Genomic DNA, 17,706 nt, shown 5'->3' with positions numbered 1-17,706 from the left:
CGGCGGCAAGACCTATCGTTAATTATCGGTTAACGTGTGGACTTTGTGCATCAGTATCTGAACCATGTTGTACCGAAAAAAGACAGGACGCCGACTCGAATGGCACCGGCGTGCCGTGTGTCGGTGCAAAACTCTCTCTGCGGCACCGAATGAGGGGCGAAGGGCCACGCAGAAAGTCCGCCCATAGTGATTCGTTCCTACTAGTGTGGCTCTCGCTATTCGTGCTCGCTTTCGGCCATTCATGCGGCTTCTCAACATCTTCGCGCTTCTGACTCTGCTGGCCTTGCTGACCGCACCGCCTCTGTGCGCTCAGGTCACGTTTGGCCCATCGGGCGAGGAGGGCGAACCGTTTCGCCGACAAGAGTGGCGGGTGCCGTCGCCGGATACCGACATCGCTGCGCGTGCCCTGCTGTTTCGCCCCGCCGGCGCAGGTCCGTTCCGGCTGGCGGTCGTCGCACACGCCTCGACGCAGAATGGCTTGCGTCGAGCGCAAATGCCGCAGCCGGAATATCGTCCGCTCGCCGCCTATCTCGTCGCGCGCGGTTTTGCCGTTCTGGTGCCGGAGCGGCTCGGCCATGGCGCGACCGGCGGCCGCTATGTCGAGGACCAGGGCGGATGTGACGAGGCGGACTATGCGCGTTCGGGCCGTGCAACGGCCGAGGAAATCCGGCTCGCGCTGGAGTTCTTGCGAAAGCAGGACTTTATCCGCAAGGACGCCGCCATCGTGATCGGCCATTCCGCCGGCGGCTGGGGTGCGCTGGCGCTCGCCGATGCCGAACCGAAGGCGATCGCTGGGATCACAGTGCTTGCGCCGGGGCGCGGCGGCCATGCCAATGATGAGCCGAACCGGATCTGCGCGCCACACACGCTTCTTGCCGCCGCTGCAGAGTTCGGCAAGGGCGCGCGCATCCCTGTCACATGGCTCGTTGCGACCAATGACAGCTATTTTTCGCCGGCGTTTTCAAAGGGCCTGGCCGACGCATTTCGCGGCAGCGGCGGCAAGGTCGACTTCCACACCTTGCCGGCCGCCGGCAGCGAGGGGCACTGGATGATCGAGAGTGAGGCCGGCGTCGACGCCGCGAGCCTGGAGCTCGCGCGTGCGCTGAACCAGGGCAAGCCAACGGCGAGCAAGAAGCCATGACGCTGTATTTCCTGGTCAAATTTCTCCATGTGCTCGGCGCCATCGTCATCCTCGGCACCGGAACTGGCATCGCCTTCTTCATGCTGATGGCGCATCGCACCGTCGATGCGGAGTTCATCGCGCGCACCGCTTCGGTCGTCGTCATCGCGGACGCAATCTTCACACTGTCGGCCGTGCTCCTCCAGCCGGTCACGGGCGGCTTGCTGATGATGCTCTCGGCGACGTCGATCACCGAGCGCTGGCTGCTCGCTTCGCTCGTGTTGTATGTCGTCGCCGGCGTGTTCTGGATTCCTGTCGTGTTCATGCAAATCGAGATGCGTGATCTCGCGCGAAAGGCCGCGGAGCAGCACCGTGCATTGCCACAACGATACTTCGTCCTGTTTCGCCGCTGGTTCGCGTTCGGCTTCCCCGGCTTCGGCGCGACGATGTTGATCCTGTGGCTGATGGTTGCAAAGCCGTTTTGAGAGCAGTGATGAACCAGCGAACCATCCTGGTGCTCGGCGCCTCCGGCCTGATCGGCCGCTTCGTCACGGACGATCTGCGCGCGCGTGGCTTTCGCGCGCTTGGCGTGGCGCGCAGCCTGTCGCCGGCGCAGAAGACGAGTGCGCTCGACATCGAGCTGCCGATCCTCTCGCCCGACGTGACGGTGCTGACGCGCCTGTTGCGCGAGCATGCGGTGGATGTCGTCGTAAACTGTCTCGGCGTGCTCCAGGACGGCCCCGGCAGCGACACAGGTGCCGTGCATCGCGATTTCGTCGCGCGCCTGCTTGCGGCGATCACCGACAGCGGCCGCGCGATCCGGCTGGTGCATATCTCGATCCCCGGAGCGGCCGAAGCCGATCGCACCGCCTTCGCAACGACCAAGCGCGAGGCCGAGCGCCTGATCGCGGCCTCAGGCATTGCGCACGCCATCCTGCGGCCCGGCTTCGTGGTCGCACCATCCGCTTATGGTGGCAGCGCCATGCTCCGCGCGCTCGCTGCCTTCCCGCTCGACCTGTCCGCCAAGGAGATGGCGACGCCATTCCAGCCCGTGGCCATCGAGGATATTTCGGCCACCATCGCCTGGCTTGCCGCGCGCGACATCGACGATGCCTCTGTCAAAGCCGTGAGCTGGGATCTGATGCAGACCGAGCCGGTCACCATGACCGCCGTCATCAAGCAATTCCGCTTCGCATTCGGCACGGGCGGCTGGCCGCGCATTGCGATGCCTGCGGTTCTGCTCGATCTCGGCGCCAAGATCGGCGATCTCGCCAATTATCTCGGTTGGATGCCGCCGATGCGCTCGACGGCCATCGCCGAGCTGCGCCGCGGAGTGAGCGGTGAACCCTCGGCATGGATCGCCGCCACGGGCATCACGCCGAAGACACTGGTCGACATGATTGGTCGTCATCCCGCGACCGTTCAGGACAAATGGTTCGCGCGGCTGTTTCTGGTCAAGGCGCTGATCTTCGCCAGCCTTGTCGTGTTCTGGCTCGTCTCCGGATTCATCGCGCTGTTCGTGTCCTACCGTGCCGCCGCCGGCATCCTGACGGCGCACGACTTCCCGCCCGCGCTGGTCGATCCCATCACCATCGGCACCAGCCTGATGGACATGAGCATCGGCGTGCTGATTGCCTTCCGTCGCACCGCGGCGGCCGGGCTCGTTGCTGGCATCGTCGCCTCGCTCGGCTATATGCTCGGCGCGGCGATCCTGACGCCCGATCTCTGGATCGAACCTCTCGGCGCGCTGGTGAAGACGGGGCCGGCGATCGTGCTGATGTTGGTGGCGCTCTTGACGCTGGATAATCGCTGATGCGCAAATGGCCCGATGACGACGTGATCCTGTTCGACGGCGTCTGCGTCTTCTGCTCGCGCTGGGTCCGCTTTGTCGCGCAGCGCGACGCGGCGAAGCGGTTTCGCTTCACGCCGATCCAGTCGGATTATGGAGCCCGGCTCGCGCGGACATTCGGCATCGATCCCGACGATCCCGACACCAATGCCGTGGTTCATGGCGGTGAGGTGTACATGAAATCCGACGCTGCACTGACCGTGTTGTCGCAGCTTCCGAGCTGGGGTTGGGTGCGCGTGCTGTTCGCCGTGCCGAAGCCGCTGCGGGACCCCGTGTACAGCCTCATCGCGCGCAACCGCTATCGCATCTTCGGCAAATATGACGCGTGCTTCGTGCCCGATGCTGATCTGCGGGGGCGAGTGATCGAGTGATGCGACAGCGGCACCACAAGATTGGTGTCGTCCCGGCGAACGCCGGGGCCCATAACCACAGGACGCAGTTTGGCGAAGACTGGAGGTCAGGGTCAATCCGCGGTACGCGCACCACGCGTGACTGAAAGATCACGCGGTATGGGTCCCTGCGTTCGCCGGGACGACATTGGTCGGGAGGTTAGCGCTTCCCGATTGCCGCCAGCACTTCCTTTGCCGCCCGTTCCCCGCTGTCCCGCGCCCCATGCGCGGTCGTGAAGAAGGTTGGCGACGTTGCCTCGCCCGCAAAAAACAGCCGGCCATCTACCGGCGCGGCCAGCACGGTGCGATCGCCGGCATGGCCAGGCAGCGCGTGCGAGTAGGAGCCTCGCGCGAACGGATCATGTGCCCAGCGCGACTCGTATAGCGGCTTCAGCTTGCGGCGGATGTCGTTGCCGAGGAAGCCCGCGATCTCGTCGATGCCGTGGGCGGCGATGGCGCCGTCGCCGGAATCTTCCAGCGCGCGTGCAAAGCTGCCGCCGAAGAAGCCTTCGATGCAGGGCTGGCCGAACGGGCGGATGTGGTAGGTGCCCATCGCGGTGCGCATGGTGGCGCCGCGCAAGTTTGCTTCCTTGGGAAAGGCTTCGGCGTCCTCCAGCGCGAGCGTCACCTTGTCGTCGACGCCGAGCGGCAGGCCGGCTGCAGCGTCGACCTTGGACGGTAACGGCGGCGAAAAGCGGATCGTCTCATCGGCGATCAGGTTGGTCGGCACGGTGACGATCACCTTGTCCGCGGTCAGCGTGCCCTGCGAGGTTTCGAGACGGATGCGTCGGCCTGAATGATCGATCAGCGCGACGTTGCAGTTCAACGCCACCGGGCAGGGCGCGCCATAGGCCGCAACGAGCGCGCCATAGCCGCGGCGGACGCGCCAGTTGAGACCAGAATCCTCATAGGCGTCCCAGTCGAGCGTCGACATGTCCTCGAGTTCGCAGCCGTTGATATAGGTCGAGATCGCGTCGATCATGGGATTCCAGCGATTGCCCGTATCGAGGCTCCGGCTCGCAGGCTCGTCCTTGCCCGTCTGCGCGGCTTCCCAGAGGCGCTCATAGAACGCGTCCATCGCGCGCATGAAATCGTCGCGCTCGCCTTGCGGAAACGCGTTGCCATAGGCACGCTCGCGCCAGGGCGGCAGGTCCTTGTTGAGCTCGAAACCGAGCCGCTGCGCGATCGAAACGAAGGAGTTCTTGTCCGCCGAATGCAGCCAACCGCAGCCGACGTCGAAGGTCACGTCAGGGGAGGCCTGTACGGTCCAGGCGCGGCCGCCGAGCCTGTTCCGCGCCTCCAGCACGATCGCGGCGAGGCCGGAGCCCGCAACCGCATGTGCCGCGCCGAGGCCGGCGGCCCCGGCGCCGATGATCGCGACGTCGACGGAGGAGGGGATGGTCATGGGCGGGCTCTAGCACGTTCGGTGGGTGTGCTGAAGCCGGACGGGAAAGCGGCTCTCGTGTCCCGGACGCGGTGCGGCGTGTAACGCCGCTCCGCAGAGCCGGGACCCAAGGTGATTTGCGGGTGGCGAGATTATCTGGGCCCCGGCTCAGCAGCGCAACACTGCATGCTGCGCTGCGTCCGGGGCACGAGAGAACGGTGGCCTTACGCCACCGCTTCCTTGGCCTTCTCCGCGCGCTTGCGCTCGTTCGGGTCGAGATGCTTCTTGCGCAGGCGGATCGACTTCGGGGTGACCTCGACGAGCTCGTCGTCCTCGATATAGGCGAGCGCCTTTTCCAGCGTCATGCGGATCGGCGGGGTCAGGCGCACGGCTTCGTCCTTCGAGGTCGTGCGGATGTTGGTGAGCTGCTTGCCCTTGAGCACGTTGATCTCGAGATCGTTGTCGCGGGTGTGCTCGCCGACGATCATGCCCTTGTAGACCTTCCAGCCCGGCTCGATCATCATCGGGCCGCGATCTTCCAGCTTGAACATGGCGTAGGCCACCGCGTCGCCCTGGTCGTTGGAGATCAGGACGCCGTTGCGGCGGCCCTGGATCTCGCCCTTGTACGGGGCGTAGCCGTGGAACAGGCGGTTCATGATCGCGGTGCCGCGGGTGTCGGTGAGCAGCTCGCCCTGGTAGCCGATCAGGCCACGGGTCGGCGCGTAGAACACCAGGCGCTGACGGTTGCCGCCCGAGGGCTTCATCTCGATCAGCTCGGACTTGCGCTCGCTCATCTTCTGCACGACGACGCCGGAGTGCTCCTCGTCGACGTCGATCACGACTTCCTCGATCGGCTCCAGGGTGGCGCCGGTGGCTTCGTCCTTCTGGAACACCACGCGCGGGCGCGACACCGAGAGCTCAAAGCCCTCGCGGCGCATGGTCTCGATCAGGATCGCGAGCTGCAATTCGCCGCGGCCCGAGACTTCCATCGCGTCCTTGTCGGAGGCTTCGACGACGCGCAGCGCGACGTTGCCTTCGGCTTCGCGCAACAGGCGGTCGCGGATCATACGGCTCGTCACCTTGTCGCCTTCAGTGCCGGCGAGCGGGGAGTTGTTGACGATGAACGACATCGACACGGTCGGCGGATCGATCGGCTGCGCCGGCAGCGGCACTTCGACGGTCGGATCGCAGAAGGTGTCGGCGACGGTGCCCTTGGTCAGGCCTGCAATGGCGACGATGTCGCCGGCTTCGGCTTCGTCGAGCGGCGTACGCTCGAGACCGCGGAACGCCAGGATCTTGGTGATGCGCCCGGACTCGACCAGCTTGCCCTCGGCGTTGAGCACCTTGACCTGCTGGTTCGGCTTGAGGATGCCGGAGGAGATGCGGCCGGTGATGATGCGGCCGAGATAGGGGTTGGCCTCGAGAATGGTGCCGATCATCCTGAACGGACCTTCCTCGACCTTCGGCGGCGCGACGTGGCGCAGGATCAGGTCGAACAGCGGCTCCATGCCCTTGTCCTTCGGACCCTCCGGGCTGTCGGCCATCCAGCCCTGCTTGGCCGACCCGTACAGGATCGGGAAGTCGAGCTGCTCCTCGCTGGCGTCGAGCGCGGCGAACAGGTCGAACACCTCGTTGATGACCTCGGTCGGGCGCGCGTCGGGGCGGTCGACCTTGTTGATGACGACGATCGGCTTGAGGCCGACCTTGAGCGCCTTGGAGACCACGAACTTGGTCTGCGGCAGCGGGCCTTCCGCGGCGTCCACCAGCACCAGGGCGCCGTCCACCATGTTCAGGATGCGCTCGACCTCACCGCCGAAATCGGCGTGGCCGGGGGTGTCGACGATGTTGATGCGGGTGTCTTTCCACTGCACCGAGGCCGCCTTGGCCAGGATGGTGATGCCGCGCTCGCGCTCCAGATCGTTGGAGTCCATGGCGCGATCGGTCACCTTCTGGTTCTCGCGGAACGTGCCGGACTGCTGGAGGAGTTTGTCGACCAGGGTCGTCTTGCCGTGGTCGACGTGAGCGATGATGGCGACGTTACGGAGGTTCATGAGTGAGCTTCTTTGGTTCGAACAATGGGTTAAGCGCGATCTCGCCGGTCGGACCGGGACCTCTTCTCGAAACAACGCTGGAAGACTGGAAACGGGGCGCTTTCCGCCCAAAAAGGAAGCCCGGCCATATCGACCGGGCAGCCTACGCGTTGCGGCGCAATATATGCAAAAACCGCCAAAAAACAATGCGTTCTTTGGGCCTTGGTTGACTGAATTTTGCCCGGGAATCTCCGGGGGTTAGCTCCCGTTCCGGGCCGGCGGGGCCTTTCGTCCCATGATGGCCGCCCAGATCAAGACGACGCCTCCGATGCCGATGACTAGTCCCAAAAACACCAGCGACGCGATGTCGGAGGGGATCTGGCCACCCTCGACCACCGACATTCCGCCGAACAGGAGCGCGCAGAGCCCCGGCAGCAGCATGAAGATTCCGGCGATCGCCATCAGCGCGGTCAGGCAGCCGCCGCGCTGTTGCTGGTTCTGGGGAGGCACTGCCGGTGGGGTGTGGCCGGAATCGCTCATGGTTTCTTTCTCGCGGCCCTGATCAGCATCACGCCGGCGAATGCCACCAGCAGTGTGAGGACGAGGACGGGGACGAAACGGATATCCAAGGGGATCGACGAGTCAGCGATGAAGATCAAGGCGCAGATGCCGGGCAGCAACAGGATCACCCCGAACATCACCATCAACGCGGTGACAAGTCCGCTTCGCGATGGTGGAGTTGGAGGCGTCTCGCTCAACGAGGCATCTCCTCGCGCTGCGTGGTTTCCCGATAAGTGTCGCCGTGCAGCGCGGCGCGAATGCCGTCGATCTTGCCGTTGCGGTAGAACAGATTGTAGGTGTCGAAAGGTATGATCGCGCCTTGCTCCGTCACGAAATGGATGCAGCTGCGCTTGACGTTGCCGACGCAGAAATTGAAGCGATCCAGAAACTGCACGATGGTGACGCGGAAGACGTTCTCGTAAGAGAGCCCCTCCGGCACCTGAAAGCTCGGCAGGCAGCACAACAGCTCGCAGACGCGCTCGGAGGTGTTGAGGGGGCCCGACGACAGCGAGAACAGATCGACGAACTTTTCCCGCAGCACCGGATATTTCTCCGGGCTGATGGTGTTGGGCATCACCGCGACCAGCTGCTCCTGCGGGATCAGCGAGGTCAGCGGCAGCACCCTCTCGCCATTGCGCAGGCCATAGCCGATCGAGATGCTTTCGGGATTGCAGGGCAACGGGATCATGTCCTTGTCGCCGAACACGCCGGTCTCGATCACGCGCTTGCGGATCTCCGACAGCATGATGCGGTCGGTTTTCTCGTCGAAATTCTCGTTGCGGCCGGCGTCCTGCACCGGCTGCAGCGTGACGCCGCGCACGCATGTCCAGGTCAGGGCGTGGCGAACGATGTCGCCGATCTCGGAATCATTGACGCCGCGTTTGATGGTCGCGACCAGCGTGGTCGACACGCCAAAATGCTCGAGATTCTCCAGCGCCTGCTGGCGGATTTTTCGCAAATCCGCACCGCGCAGGTCGATCAGCGCATCGCGCTGCAATGAATCGAACTGGAGATAGACCTCCAGCCCGCGCCTGTTCTCGGCGAGCCGCGTCACGAAATCCTTTTCGCGGGCGATGCGCAGGCCGTTGGTGTTGATCATGACGTGCCGGATCGGGCGGGCGCGCACCGCATCCAGGATCTCGAAGAAATCGGGATGCAGCGTCGGCTCGCCGCCGGAAATCTGCACGAGATCGGGCTCGCCCTCGCTTGCGACCAGCGCGTCCAGCATCTTCTCGATCGTCGCGAGCGGCGTGAATTTCGTGCGTGCGGGCGAGGATTCGGCGAAGCAAACCGGGCAGGTGAGGTTGCAGTGCTCGGTGATCTCGATCAGCGCCAGGCAGGAATGCTGCTCGTGGTCGGAACAGAGACCGCAATCATAGGGACAGCCGAATTCCGTGCGCTGCTGGAATTGCAGCGGCCGGTCACCCGGCTTGATGAAATCCTTGCACAGGCGCCAATAGGCGGCATCCGTCGACACCAGCGTCGACTGGACGCCATGCTCCTTGCAGCGCTTTTCGTACCAGACCTCGTTGTCCAGGATCTGGATCTTGGTCGGCACCAGCTTCAGGCAGGTCTCGCAAAGTGATTGGGTCTGGCCCCAGAAAATATAGGGACGCGACTTACGCAACGGCGCGTTCATGCAAGTATCTCGTTTTGTAAGCGTCTCGCTTTGGGCGCCGTCGCCAGCATGACGCCGGCGTAGAGCAAAATGGACAGCGACAGCAGGTGAAACAGGGTGAAGGGGCCGATCAGCGGGCCGTAGGGCTTGAGGAATTCCCAGACGAAGCGTTGCGCTCCATAATAGACGAGAACCAGGTAGAAACCATTGGTGATCACAAAGGCGTTCCGGTTCACGACCGCCAGCACATAGAGCAGCGCGAATACGACCATGGCCGCGCTCTCGTAGAGCTGCACGGGATGGCGCAGGATGCCGTCGCCGAAATCATGGGCCCATGGCAGCGTCGTCGGCGTGCCATAGGTGAAGTCGTCGAGACCCGCGAAATAGCAGCCGATCCGGCCGATCGCGATGCCCAGCGCCAGCGGCAGCGCAAAACGGGCACCGGTGCGCGCGGCGATCCCCGCGGACCATTTGTAGAGCTCGATCGCGACGATGCCGCCGGCCAGCGCGCCCTCGACCGAGCGCGCAATGCCGCTCTCGCCCGACAGCCACAGATTGGCGGAGCCGAACAGGTAGGCCCCGAGGCCCGCGCCGAACACCAGCGCCGCGATATAGGGCAGCTCGAAGGATTGCGCCGGAAACTGCAGGCGCTGCCGCGACAGCCAGTAGACGGCCGCCGCCGCCGCCAGCCACGCCAAGACGTCGAAGATGGTGTGTAGGAAAGCCCCGCTCATGCGGGGGATATTAGCCCAGGTTCCGGCCGTGCGGGATAGTGCGCCTGCTCGTTCTCCACGCCGGCGAAGCGAGGCGGACCGCTAGCTGGCTTCGCGCTCTTCGGTCGGATAGACGCCGCGCAGCACCTCTTCGAAGTGCATTTTCACCGCGTCGTTGCACAGGCAGGCGCGAAGCCTCAGGCCGTCGCGGTTGCGAACCAGGATCGATCCGCGCCTGGTGTCGAGAATCCGCTCCGCCTTGAACGATTGAAGCACGCGGCTGGCATAGCTGCGGCCAACGCCGAGCAGCGTCGCAAGCTGTTCGTGGGTCAGCGGCACGCTGTCCTCGTCGCCGGTGCGCTCCATCGCCGCCAGAATCCATTTGGCGGTCCGCTGTTCGATCGAATGGATCGCATTGCAGGCGGTCGACTGGAAGATCTGCGCCAGCATGCAATCGGCGTAGCGGGCAAAGATGTTGCGCAGCGACGCCGAGCGCAGCTTGGCCGCTTCCAGCTTGGCGACATGAACGCGCGCAAACGGGCCGCCGAATTTCACACAGATCCGGGTATAGGCCGGCAGGAATCCCTCGCTGACGATACCGCCCACCGCGCCTTCGCGGCCGACCAGGATGGTCTCGACGTCTCGGCCATCCTCGTTGGGGACGAGAAAGGTCGCGAGCGCCGGTCCGCAGGGGAAGTGGACGACCTGGACGTCGTCACCGGGGCTGTAGAGCAGCTGGCCGGCTGCGGAGTTTTCGACGGTCACGTGCGGTGCGAGCAGGGCGTAGTCTGGTTGGCTCAAACGCCGCAATAAATTGTTGGCCGGACGGCTCTCGACCTCGGTCATCTTGCTGATACGCGCATCCATCGTGAACTCCCATCCTCCTCCCCATCTTAACGAGTTCCGTGCATTCCCTGTGTGCACAAGTGGACAGACTGGAGAACGGCAATGTGGTGGGTTTCGTTCCAGGAACCCCCGGTGCGCTGTGCGCAGGCATCGTGTCGCGGCAGTCCTGATCCGAACCCCCGACACACAAGATGCGATCATGACACCCGCACTTTCCAATGGCTCAAGCTGGCCGGCCGATGTTCTGATCGTCGAGGACGATCCGATCATCGCCATCGATTTCGAGGACCGTCTGCTCGGGTTTGGAGTGCCGGGCGTGCGGACCGTCGGGTCGGTGACGCAGGCGCTCGGCGCCATCGCCAACCGGGCGCCCGATTTTGCGCTGCTGGACGTCGAGTTGATCCGCGAGACGAGCTTTGCGGTCGCGGAGCGGCTGGCCGCGCTGAAGATCCCGTTCGTCTTCGTCACCGGCTATGGCGCCGAGGCGCGCATTCCGCCTGAATTCTCCGGCCAGCCGCGGTTGCAGAAGCCCTGCTCGAGCGACGCACTGGAGGCGGCGCTGAAGGTGCGCGCCCTCGATTAGCGATCAGGCCTGCTTCGGATCGAGCGTAGTCGACCACAGCGCGACGTCGGCGCGGTCGCGCAAGGTCACCGTCATCTGGCCCGAGGCGCCGTCGATCTTGACGTGACCGAAGAACTGCATGCCGGCGGAGGGCGGCAGGTTCTGGCTGTCCTTGCCCGGCGCCTTGACGAAGCGCACCTCGGGTCCAAAGGTGTTGTCGAGCGCGTTCGGACCGAACGTGCCGGCATGCAGCGGGCCCGACACGAACTCCCAGAACGGCTCGAACTCCTGGAATTGCGCCTTGTTCGGATCGTAATAATGCGCGGCAGCGTAGTGCACGTCCGCCGTCAGCCACACCGTGTTGCTGATCGGCGCCATCTTGATGAAACGCAGGATGTCGGCGATCTCGAACTCGCGGCCGCGCACCGGGCCGTCACCCTGCGCGATCGCTTCCGAGCCGCCCTTCGGCGTGTCCGAGACGACGAGGCTGAGCGGCATGTCGGAGGCGATCACCTTCCAGGTCGCGCGGGAATTGAGCAGGCCGCGCTTGAGCCAGGCGATCTGGTCCGGGCCGAGGAAGTAGCTGGCGGGGCCGTAAGCGGTTTCGAGATTGGCGCCGTTCGGGCCGCGATAGCTGCGCTCGTCGAGCACGAACACGTCGAGATGCGGGCCGTAGGCGATCTGGCGATAGACCCGGCCCGGCTCAACGATGCTCTCGCGCATCGGATACATCTCGTGGAAGGCGCGGCCAGCGCGGGCGGCGAGTAGGGCGATGTCGCGCTCCTTGTAGGCGGCCGACAATTCCTTCGAGAGCGACCAGTTGTTGGTCACCTCATGGTCGTCCCATTGCACGAAGATCGGCACCTCGGCGTTGAAGGCGCGGAGGTTTTCGTCGGTGAGATTGTATTTGTGCGCGGCGCGGTACTCGTCCAGCGTCTCGGCGACCTTGGCCTTCTCGGGGATGGTGACGTTCTTCCAGATCTTGCCGTCGGCGAGCTTCACCTCGGATACTATCGGGCCGTCGGCATAGATGGTGTCGCCCGAATGCAGGAAGAAATCCGGCCGGTGCTTGCGCATCGCCGAGAAGGTGAACATGCCGCCGTCATCGGGATTGATGCCCCAGCCCTGACCGGCGACGTCTCCGCCCCAGACGAAGCTGACGTCGCGGCGGTCGGCCGGCGCGGTGCGGAAGCGGCCGACCACCGGCTTGCCCTCGATGGCACTGTGGGAGAGATCGCGGAAGCGGACGCGGTAAAAGATGTCCTGGCCGCCCGGCAGGCTGTCGATCAGCATTTTTGCGGTGAAGTCGCTCTTGGGGAGCGCCGCGACCGGCGGCAGTGCGCGGGCATCCCTGAATGACTCGGTCGTCGCCACCTCGACCAGCATCTGTGCGGGCCGGTCGGTGCGCGCCCACACCACGCCGCTGTCCACCGTGACGTCGCCCGACTGCACACCGTGAGTGACCATCGACCGGTCCGCGGCGCGCGAGAGATAGGGCATCGCCATCGTGCCGAGCGCACCGGCGCCGGTGGCGAGGAAGCGGCGGCGGGAGAATTTGATGTTCATGGGACGGGTTCGCTGGCTAGCTGTCTTGCGCTGTCATTCCGGAGCGCGCGAAGCGCGAATCCGGAATCTTGAGCATCCCCGGTGCGCAATTGCGCACCTGCGGCTGGTCCTTCGGACCATGCCGGAATGACAGCGGGAGCTATATTGAGACAATGTGACGCAGCGATAACGTTCGCAGGCGTCACGCGTTGCCGGCGGCCCTGAACTGGGCGCCGGCGCGCTGCAGGTTCTGCGGCAGGCTGTATTGCACCGCCTTGCGGTCGGCGACGGCGGCGTGGAACTGATCCAGCGCGATGTTGAAGGCGGTGAGCGCGGCTTCCTCGATCGCGCCGTGATCGAAGCAGCGCAGCGTGTCGCGCAGGATCTCGTCAGCCTCGGTCTGCATCTGGTCGAGCTCTTCGGTCGTCTCGCATCTGCGTGCGGCGGCGATCATGTCGAGCAGCCGTTCGCGCTGATGGTTGTTGTTGTCGCGCTCGTCCTTCTTCAGATAGCCGGCGAACCAGGCGCCGATCGAGCCCATGGCGGACAACGCCATCAGGCTCCACCAGATGTAATCGCTGTATTTGTCGAGGAAGGTCTTTTCCTCGCCGTCGACGAAGGCGGCAGCGCCCGGATGTACCGGGATCACCGCATCCTTGTCGGTGTCGGGCGTCTCGATCTTCGCCGCCAGCGGGAATTCCGTCACCAGTTGCTGGCGCACGGCGAAGAGCTGGCGCGTGAACGCAGCGATGGTGGTTTCGGACACGCCTTTGCGCGCCACCACGTGGTGCGAGAAGCTGATGGTCTTGACCTCGTCATCCGGGCGGGCGGGCGAGCCGCCATAGGTGCCGGCGGGAATCTCGGACGCTTCGTAGACCGGGTGGTTCTGCGCGATCGCATCCGCGGACTCGATCGCGAGGAAGCTGGGCGCGCCGAAATCCTTGGTGGAGGCGGCGATCGCATCCGCCGTGATCTTGCTGTTGACCGGGCCGGCGGCGAGATAGACGTCGGCCTTCTGGGCCTTGATCGCCTCGGCGACCTCGTTGGCCGGGAATTGCACGATCTCGACCTTGGCGGGATCGACGTTGTATTGCTGGAGGATCACCTTGAGCAGATTGACGTTGGCCTGGGTGCGGCCGACCACGCCGACACGATGGCCGGCGAGCTGCGAGATCTTGGTGATCTTCGCGCCCCGCTTCTTGCCTTTGCCCGGTACGGACCACAGCACCACGACGTTCTTGCGCAGGGTCGCGACCGCTTGCGCGTTCTTGGGCACGTCGAGGTCGCCGCGCACGATGGCGAGATCGACCTTGCCTTCCGCAAGCGCATTGGCGCTGGCGGTGGCGCCGTCGGTCTGGATCGGCCGCAGCCGCACCTGGCCCTTGCTCTGCGTGAAGGCCTGCGTCAGCGCCTGCACGACCTTGACGTCGTCGCTGTTGGCGGGACCGACCGCGATCTTCAACGTCACGGGCCGCATGGCGAAGTAGTAGCCGCCGACGAGCGCGCCGATGATGGCAAGCACGAGCGCAAGAGACACGAGCGCGGTCTTCCGCGCCGCGGATCGCGGCGAAGGCGGAGAGGGCGTTTCGGCCAGGTCCAATCCCCCGGTCATCGATCTCCCAAACAGGCGCTTCAGGCTCAGTTTCATCTTGGCCGGCGATTTACGCCCGCAATTGTAGCAAATTTCTTGTGCGGCGGGGTTACATCTCCGTCATGGTTAGCGGATGGCGGAAATCCCCGTATGAACCCGGGCGTCAGCGAGGTGTTAGGGTAAAGTTCCCCTGAAGGACGGAGACATGACCATGGCAGATCGGCTTTCGGCGGAGGCGCGCAAAGAGGCGCTGGGCGGACTACCCGGTTGGAGCGAGGTTCAGGGCCGGGATGCCATCGGCAAAACCTTTATCTTCAAGGATTTCAACGAGGCGTTCGGCTTCATGACCCGCGCTGCGCTGGCCGCCGAGAAGATGGATCACCACCCCGAATGGCGCAACGTCTACAAGACGGTGGAGGTGGTGCTGTCGACCCACGACGCCGGCGGCGTCACGGCGCTCGACGTCGCGCTGGCCAAGACGATGAACGCGATCGCAGGCTGAGACCGGCCGACGTCTTGCAGGGATCGGCCACATCCCCATCTTGTGATCAGCCGGGATCGGCGATCCGCCGCCCGGGGCCGAACGGGGAGTTTGTCGAAGATGGCTGCCGAACACAGCGTCGGTTTCGAGCCGGCCGACCGGCTCGCGGAAGATCGCGAGAGCGTGCGCCGCCGCTTCTGGCGCAAGCTGAAGCGTGTCGCCGCGCAGCTGCCGTTCGCGGAAGACCTGCTTGCTGCTTATTACTGCGCGTTCGACCGGCAAACCCCGCGCCACGTCCAGGCCGCGCTGCTCGGTGCGATCGCCTATTTCATCCTGCCGTTCGATTTCGTCGCCGACGTGATGCCGGTCCTCGGCTTCGCCGACGACGCCGCGGTGCTCGCCACCGCCATCCGCATGGTTTCCGGCCACATCACGAATGAGCATCGCGAAGCCGCGCGCGCTGTGCTGAAGCGCGGGGTGCAGGAAGCGGAAGCGGAGCAGTAGATTTTAGAGGCAAGCCGTAACCATGGCTGTCATTCCCCCGCGAAGGCGGGGAATCCAGTACGCCGCGGCTCCTCGGTTCAATCGCGACTGCCTCTGAGGTACTGGATCGCCCGCCCCAGCGCGCAAGTGCGCACCAGGCGGGCGATGACAGCGAATGTGGGATGAAACTCGCTACTTCTTCCCCGCCTCCGCCCGCGCCTTCTCCGCGTCCCATGCCTGGAATTGCTTGAACAGCTTTTCCCTGTCCACGTCGGAGACGTTTGCGGCCGTGGGACTCTGCTTCAGGAACGCCTCGAATCGTTGCCGCGTCACCGGCTCGACGCCGTGCTTGTCGAGCCATTGCTGCGCCACCGGCAATCTGTTCCAACCCGACAGGGGCGCCGCGAGCGAGACCTCCTTCCATTTGGGATGGAAAGGCGCATTCTGGAGCGCCGGGAATTTCGTGAAGAAAGCGTCCACGAACAGCGCGAGCTTGCGATAGCGTTCGGTATTTGGCGCCCAACTATAGGCCGCGAGCACCGCCGGCACCGCGATGGTGTCCACGCTCTCGCCTTCCTTGATCAGGTTCGGATAGTCCTTGGTCGTCAGCGTCGCCGGCAGATAGTCGCTCTGGAGCGGCTTTGCATAGTCGACCTTGGCAAGATGGAAGCGGCCGTCATTGTTGAAGGTCGAGACCGATTTGTACGGCTTGCCGCCGACCACGATGACGGCGTCGATCTCGCCGGCCTTCAATTTCTCCATCGCGATGCGCTGCTCGACATAGACGAAGTTCGCCTTGATCCCGAGCCGCTCGAACACCGTGAGCGCGGTGACGAAGGTGCCGCCATTGGGCAGGTCGACGCTGACCTTCTTGCCTTCGAGGTCTTTCAATGTCGCGATCGATTTCGGCGCGATCACCTGCATCTCTTCGTTGTACAGCTTTGTCACATAGGTGAACTGCTTCTTGATGTCCTTGGCAAAACCCTTGCGCTCGAGATAGTCGAGCGTGTCGGCCCGCACGATGCCGAGATCGACGCCTTGCAGGAACAGGATGTCGGCAACGCTCTGCACCGAGCCGCGGCCGACGATCGGCAGCACGCGGATCTTGTTGCCGTCGTCGAGCACCGAGGCGAGGTCGGCGCCGAACTGCACATAGGTGCCGCCGATCGTGCCGGTGATCAGCGTGACCGTGTTGGCGTTCAGCGCCTGCTTGGTCGAGGTCGAGCCGAACTGGAAGATGGCCTTCAGGCCGTCCGAGACCTTGGCCGGATCATATTCGGTCTGCTCGGCGCCGCTGGCGGTGGAGGCATAGATCGTCATGATGGCTGCAAGTGCCATTCCAAAAGCGTTACGCATGATGTCCTCTGAAGAGTTCTAGTTCTGAAACCGGACGAGGTGCTGGCGCGCTTCCGCCGATCCGAGTGATGCAGCCCGCTGGTACCAGTCACGAGCGGCGGATGCGTCGGCAATGACACTTCGCGCATCGCTGGTGCCGAGCACCGTGGGATCATAGGTCTGCGCCAGCAGAAGCGCGGCCGTTGCATCTTGCGCATTGGCCGCGCGTTCGAGCAGCAGCCGCGCTGCGGCGATGTCACCGATCCTCAACAGGCTCTTCGCGCGCGTCATCAACCCCGCCAGCGTGTCGGCGTCGAGCGTCCTGACCGGCTCAGGCGGTGCAGGCTGTGCCGCGACGGGCTCCGGTGCTTGCACCGGTCCTTGCGCTTGCAGCGCAACCTGATAGGCGGTCGCTATCGCCTCGCGGCTTGGCGCCAGCGGTGCAGGGAGGTCCCGTAAGTCGGCGCTCGCCAGCGTCGTGTCGGACACGTGGGCCGGATCCTTGAGCGGGGTCTGCGGTGTCGCCGGCGCATTGGCCGACGCCATGGCCATGTCCGGCGCGAGCCCCACCCAGCTACCGGCATTGGCGGTCATGAAGCCGCGAAAGTCGGATTGATACAGGACGGCCAGAATTGCCAGGGTGGACGCTGCCAGAACGGCCGCGAGAACACGCGGCACAATTCTGGAACGCACCTCTACCGGTGTATATTCGCTTGGGTCCGGCGCGCCGAGCGGATCGGACAGGAACAGCGGAATCGGATCGTCCTGCGAAAGATCGGCCCGTGCGGCGCGCGCACGGACAAAGGACGCGGTCGGCGGATGTGATGCGGCTCGATTGAAGTCGAGCGCACTCGACTCCTTCGACGGGCGGTACGCCGTCGTCTCCATGGTGATGCTCCCCATTACTACGCAACGCAGGGGCATTCCCGGCTTCAGTCTTTTTATTATTATTATTGTCCAGAAGTACCCCGCAAACTGGAGCCGGTAAATCGCCGTCTGAATCAGCCCAAAAAACGACGACGATTTGTGCGAATCGGGAGAGATTTGGGTTTGATTGCGGCAAAGCAGGGGAATGCACCGCAATTTTGGCGGGAATGGTTGGCTACACTTTACCTGGCGGCGGCGCACGAAAAAGCCGGCGCTGCTTCAGCAACGCCGGCGATTCGAGCGGTGACGATTGTGTATGTGGCGATGCCTAC

At 64.4% G+C, this 17,706-nt stretch carries 18 protein-coding genes; 7 read left to right on the top strand and 11 right to left on the bottom strand.

Going from position 1 to position 17,706, the window contains the following annotated elements; genetic code table 11:
- The first annotated feature begins 241 nt into the window (after positions 1 to 241).
- The 4 genes from RAD04_RS13490 to RAD04_RS13475 are packed head-to-tail and all read left to right on the top strand — an operon-like array spanning position 242 to position 3,340.
- Positions 242 to 1,141 (top strand): dienelactone hydrolase family protein, encoded by a 900-nt coding sequence (locus tag RAD04_RS13490; RefSeq protein ID WP_461624177.1) that lies wholly within the window; start codon positions 242 to 244, stop codon positions 1,139 to 1,141.
- Positions 1,138 to 1,605 carry a DUF2269 family protein gene (locus RAD04_RS13485; protein ID WP_461624176.1) on the top strand — a complete coding sequence of 156 codons (468 nt, stop codon included), beginning with the start codon at positions 1,138 to 1,140 and terminating at the stop codon, positions 1,603 to 1,605. Before RAD04_RS13490 ends, RAD04_RS13485 begins: the two co-directional genes overlap by 4 nt.
- Positions 1,606 to 1,613: 8 nt before the next feature.
- On the top strand, positions 1,614 to 2,933 hold the full coding sequence (locus RAD04_RS13480; protein ID WP_461624175.1) for an SDR family oxidoreductase: 1,320 nt from the start codon (positions 1,614 to 1,616) through the stop codon (positions 2,931 to 2,933).
- On the top strand, positions 2,933 to 3,340 hold the full coding sequence (locus RAD04_RS13475) for a thiol-disulfide oxidoreductase DCC family protein (RefSeq protein WP_461624174.1): 408 nt from the start codon (positions 2,933 to 2,935) through the stop codon (positions 3,338 to 3,340). The genes RAD04_RS13480 and RAD04_RS13475 overlap by 1 nt, the downstream gene beginning before the upstream one ends.
- A 178-nt stretch (positions 3,341 to 3,518) precedes the next feature.
- Here the strand turns inward: RAD04_RS13475 and RAD04_RS13470 are convergent, their stop codons facing one another.
- From RAD04_RS13470 to RAD04_RS13440, 7 genes are all read right to left on the bottom strand, one after another.
- Positions 3,519 to 4,763, bottom strand: coding sequence for a flavin monoamine oxidase family protein (locus tag RAD04_RS13470; RefSeq protein WP_461624173.1), 1,245 nt, complete (start codon positions 4,761 to 4,763; stop codon positions 3,519 to 3,521).
- 203 nt (positions 4,764 to 4,966) lie between these two features.
- On the bottom strand, positions 4,967 to 6,793 hold the full coding sequence (gene typA / locus RAD04_RS13465) for a translational GTPase TypA (RefSeq protein ID WP_271594453.1): 1,827 nt from the start codon (positions 6,791 to 6,793) through the stop codon (positions 4,967 to 4,969).
- A gap of 237 nt (positions 6,794 to 7,030) precedes the next feature.
- Positions 7,031 to 7,312, bottom strand: a complete 282-nt coding sequence (locus RAD04_RS13460) for a hypothetical protein (protein WP_092261482.1) — start codon at positions 7,310 to 7,312, stop codon at positions 7,031 to 7,033.
- Positions 7,309 to 7,530, bottom strand: coding sequence for a hypothetical protein (locus tag RAD04_RS13455; protein WP_092261481.1), 222 nt, complete (start codon positions 7,528 to 7,530; stop codon positions 7,309 to 7,311). Before RAD04_RS13455 ends, RAD04_RS13460 begins: the two co-directional genes overlap by 4 nt.
- Positions 7,527 to 8,972, bottom strand: a complete 1,446-nt coding sequence (locus RAD04_RS13450; RefSeq protein WP_461624172.1) for a radical SAM protein — start codon at positions 8,970 to 8,972, stop codon at positions 7,527 to 7,529. The genes RAD04_RS13455 and RAD04_RS13450 overlap by 4 nt, the downstream gene beginning before the upstream one ends.
- Positions 8,969 to 9,685 (bottom strand): prolipoprotein diacylglyceryl transferase, encoded by a 717-nt coding sequence (locus tag RAD04_RS13445; protein WP_461624171.1) that lies wholly within the window; start codon positions 9,683 to 9,685, stop codon positions 8,969 to 8,971. Before RAD04_RS13445 ends, RAD04_RS13450 begins: the two co-directional genes overlap by 4 nt.
- Before the next feature lie 81 nt (positions 9,686 to 9,766).
- A complete protein-coding gene (locus RAD04_RS13440) occupies positions 9,767 to 10,531 on the bottom strand; it encodes a Crp/Fnr family transcriptional regulator (protein ID WP_461624170.1) in 765 nt (254 codons plus the stop codon).
- A 178-nt stretch (positions 10,532 to 10,709) separates the two neighbouring features.
- Between RAD04_RS13440 and RAD04_RS13435 the strand changes: the two genes are divergently transcribed.
- The gene (locus RAD04_RS13435; protein ID WP_026202102.1) at positions 10,710 to 11,093 is read left to right on the top strand and encodes a response regulator; all 384 of its coding nucleotides are present in this window, start codon (positions 10,710 to 10,712) and stop codon (positions 11,091 to 11,093) included.
- A 3-nt stretch (positions 11,094 to 11,096) separates the two neighbouring features.
- On the opposite strand, the gene RAD04_RS13430 is transcribed toward RAD04_RS13435, so the two are convergent.
- A complete protein-coding gene (locus RAD04_RS13430) occupies positions 11,097 to 12,638 on the bottom strand; it encodes an alkaline phosphatase D family protein (protein WP_461624169.1) in 1,542 nt (513 codons plus the stop codon).
- Between the two features lie 181 nt (positions 12,639 to 12,819).
- Positions 12,820 to 14,265: a TAXI family TRAP transporter solute-binding subunit gene (locus RAD04_RS13425; protein WP_461624168.1), complete on the bottom strand. Its 1,446-nt coding sequence runs from the start codon at positions 14,263 to 14,265 to the stop codon at positions 12,820 to 12,822.
- Between the two features lie 148 nt (positions 14,266 to 14,413).
- On the opposite strand from RAD04_RS13425, the gene RAD04_RS13420 reads away from it, so the two are divergent.
- Positions 14,414 to 14,710 carry a 4a-hydroxytetrahydrobiopterin dehydratase gene (locus RAD04_RS13420; RefSeq protein ID WP_461624167.1) on the top strand — a complete coding sequence of 99 codons (297 nt, stop codon included), beginning with the start codon at positions 14,414 to 14,416 and terminating at the stop codon, positions 14,708 to 14,710.
- Between the two features lie 99 nt (positions 14,711 to 14,809).
- Positions 14,810 to 15,193 (top strand): YkvA family protein, encoded by a 384-nt coding sequence (locus tag RAD04_RS13415; protein ID WP_461624166.1) that lies wholly within the window; start codon positions 14,810 to 14,812, stop codon positions 15,191 to 15,193.
- A gap of 171 nt (positions 15,194 to 15,364) precedes the next feature.
- Here RAD04_RS13415 and RAD04_RS13410 read toward each other — a convergent pair whose 3' ends face one another.
- On the bottom strand, positions 15,365 to 16,528 hold the full coding sequence (locus RAD04_RS13410; protein ID WP_461624165.1) for a TAXI family TRAP transporter solute-binding subunit: 1,164 nt from the start codon (positions 16,526 to 16,528) through the stop codon (positions 15,365 to 15,367).
- An 18-nt stretch (positions 16,529 to 16,546) separates the two neighbouring features.
- Complete coding sequence (locus RAD04_RS13405) at positions 16,547 to 17,395, bottom strand: hypothetical protein (RefSeq protein WP_461624164.1); 849 nt, start codon at positions 17,393 to 17,395, stop codon at positions 16,547 to 16,549.
- Between the last annotated feature and the right edge of the window lie 311 nt (positions 17,396 to 17,706).

The sequence above is a fragment of the Bradyrhizobium sp. 25ACV genome (assembly GCF_054863005.1).
Note: the sequence above shows the minus strand (reverse complement) of the source record. Positions and strands in the feature narration are given on the sequence as shown.

Coding starts and splice junctions, on each gene's coding strand:
- RAD04_RS13445 (WP_461624171.1), bottom strand. CDS start 9,685: ATGAGCGGGGCTTTCCTACACACCATCTTCGACGTCTTGGCGTGGCTG.
- RAD04_RS13415 (WP_461624166.1), top strand. CDS start 14,810: ATGGCTGCCGAACACAGCGTCGGTTTCGAGCCGGCCGACCGGCTCGCG.
- RAD04_RS13480 (WP_461624175.1), top strand. CDS start 1,614: ATGAACCAGCGAACCATCCTGGTGCTCGGCGCCTCCGGCCTGATCGGC.
- RAD04_RS13470 (WP_461624173.1), bottom strand. CDS start 4,763: ATGACCATCCCCTCCTCCGTCGACGTCGCGATCATCGGCGCCGGGGCC.
- RAD04_RS13450 (WP_461624172.1), bottom strand. CDS start 8,972: ATGAACGCGCCGTTGCGTAAGTCGCGTCCCTATATTTTCTGGGGCCAG.
- RAD04_RS13420 (WP_461624167.1), top strand. CDS start 14,414: ATGACCATGGCAGATCGGCTTTCGGCGGAGGCGCGCAAAGAGGCGCTG.
- RAD04_RS13485 (WP_461624176.1), top strand. CDS start 1,138: ATGACGCTGTATTTCCTGGTCAAATTTCTCCATGTGCTCGGCGCCATC.
- RAD04_RS13475 (WP_461624174.1), top strand. CDS start 2,933: ATGCGCAAATGGCCCGATGACGACGTGATCCTGTTCGACGGCGTCTGC.
- RAD04_RS13410 (WP_461624165.1), bottom strand. CDS start 16,528: ATGCGTAACGCTTTTGGAATGGCACTTGCAGCCATCATGACGATCTAT.
- RAD04_RS13440 (WP_461624170.1), bottom strand. CDS start 10,531: ATGGATGCGCGTATCAGCAAGATGACCGAGGTCGAGAGCCGTCCGGCC.
- RAD04_RS13430 (WP_461624169.1), bottom strand. CDS start 12,638: ATGAACATCAAATTCTCCCGCCGCCGCTTCCTCGCCACCGGCGCCGGT.
- RAD04_RS13490 (WP_461624177.1), top strand. CDS start 242: ATGCGGCTTCTCAACATCTTCGCGCTTCTGACTCTGCTGGCCTTGCTG.
- RAD04_RS13435 (WP_026202102.1), top strand. CDS start 10,710: ATGACACCCGCACTTTCCAATGGCTCAAGCTGGCCGGCCGATGTTCTG.
- RAD04_RS13405 (WP_461624164.1), bottom strand. CDS start 17,395: ATGGAGACGACGGCGTACCGCCCGTCGAAGGAGTCGAGTGCGCTCGAC.
- typA (WP_271594453.1), bottom strand. CDS start 6,793: ATGAACCTCCGTAACGTCGCCATCATCGCTCACGTCGACCACGGCAAG.
- RAD04_RS13425 (WP_461624168.1), bottom strand. CDS start 14,265: ATGAAACTGAGCCTGAAGCGCCTGTTTGGGAGATCGATGACCGGGGGA.
- RAD04_RS13460 (WP_092261482.1), bottom strand. CDS start 7,312: ATGAGCGATTCCGGCCACACCCCACCGGCAGTGCCTCCCCAGAACCAG.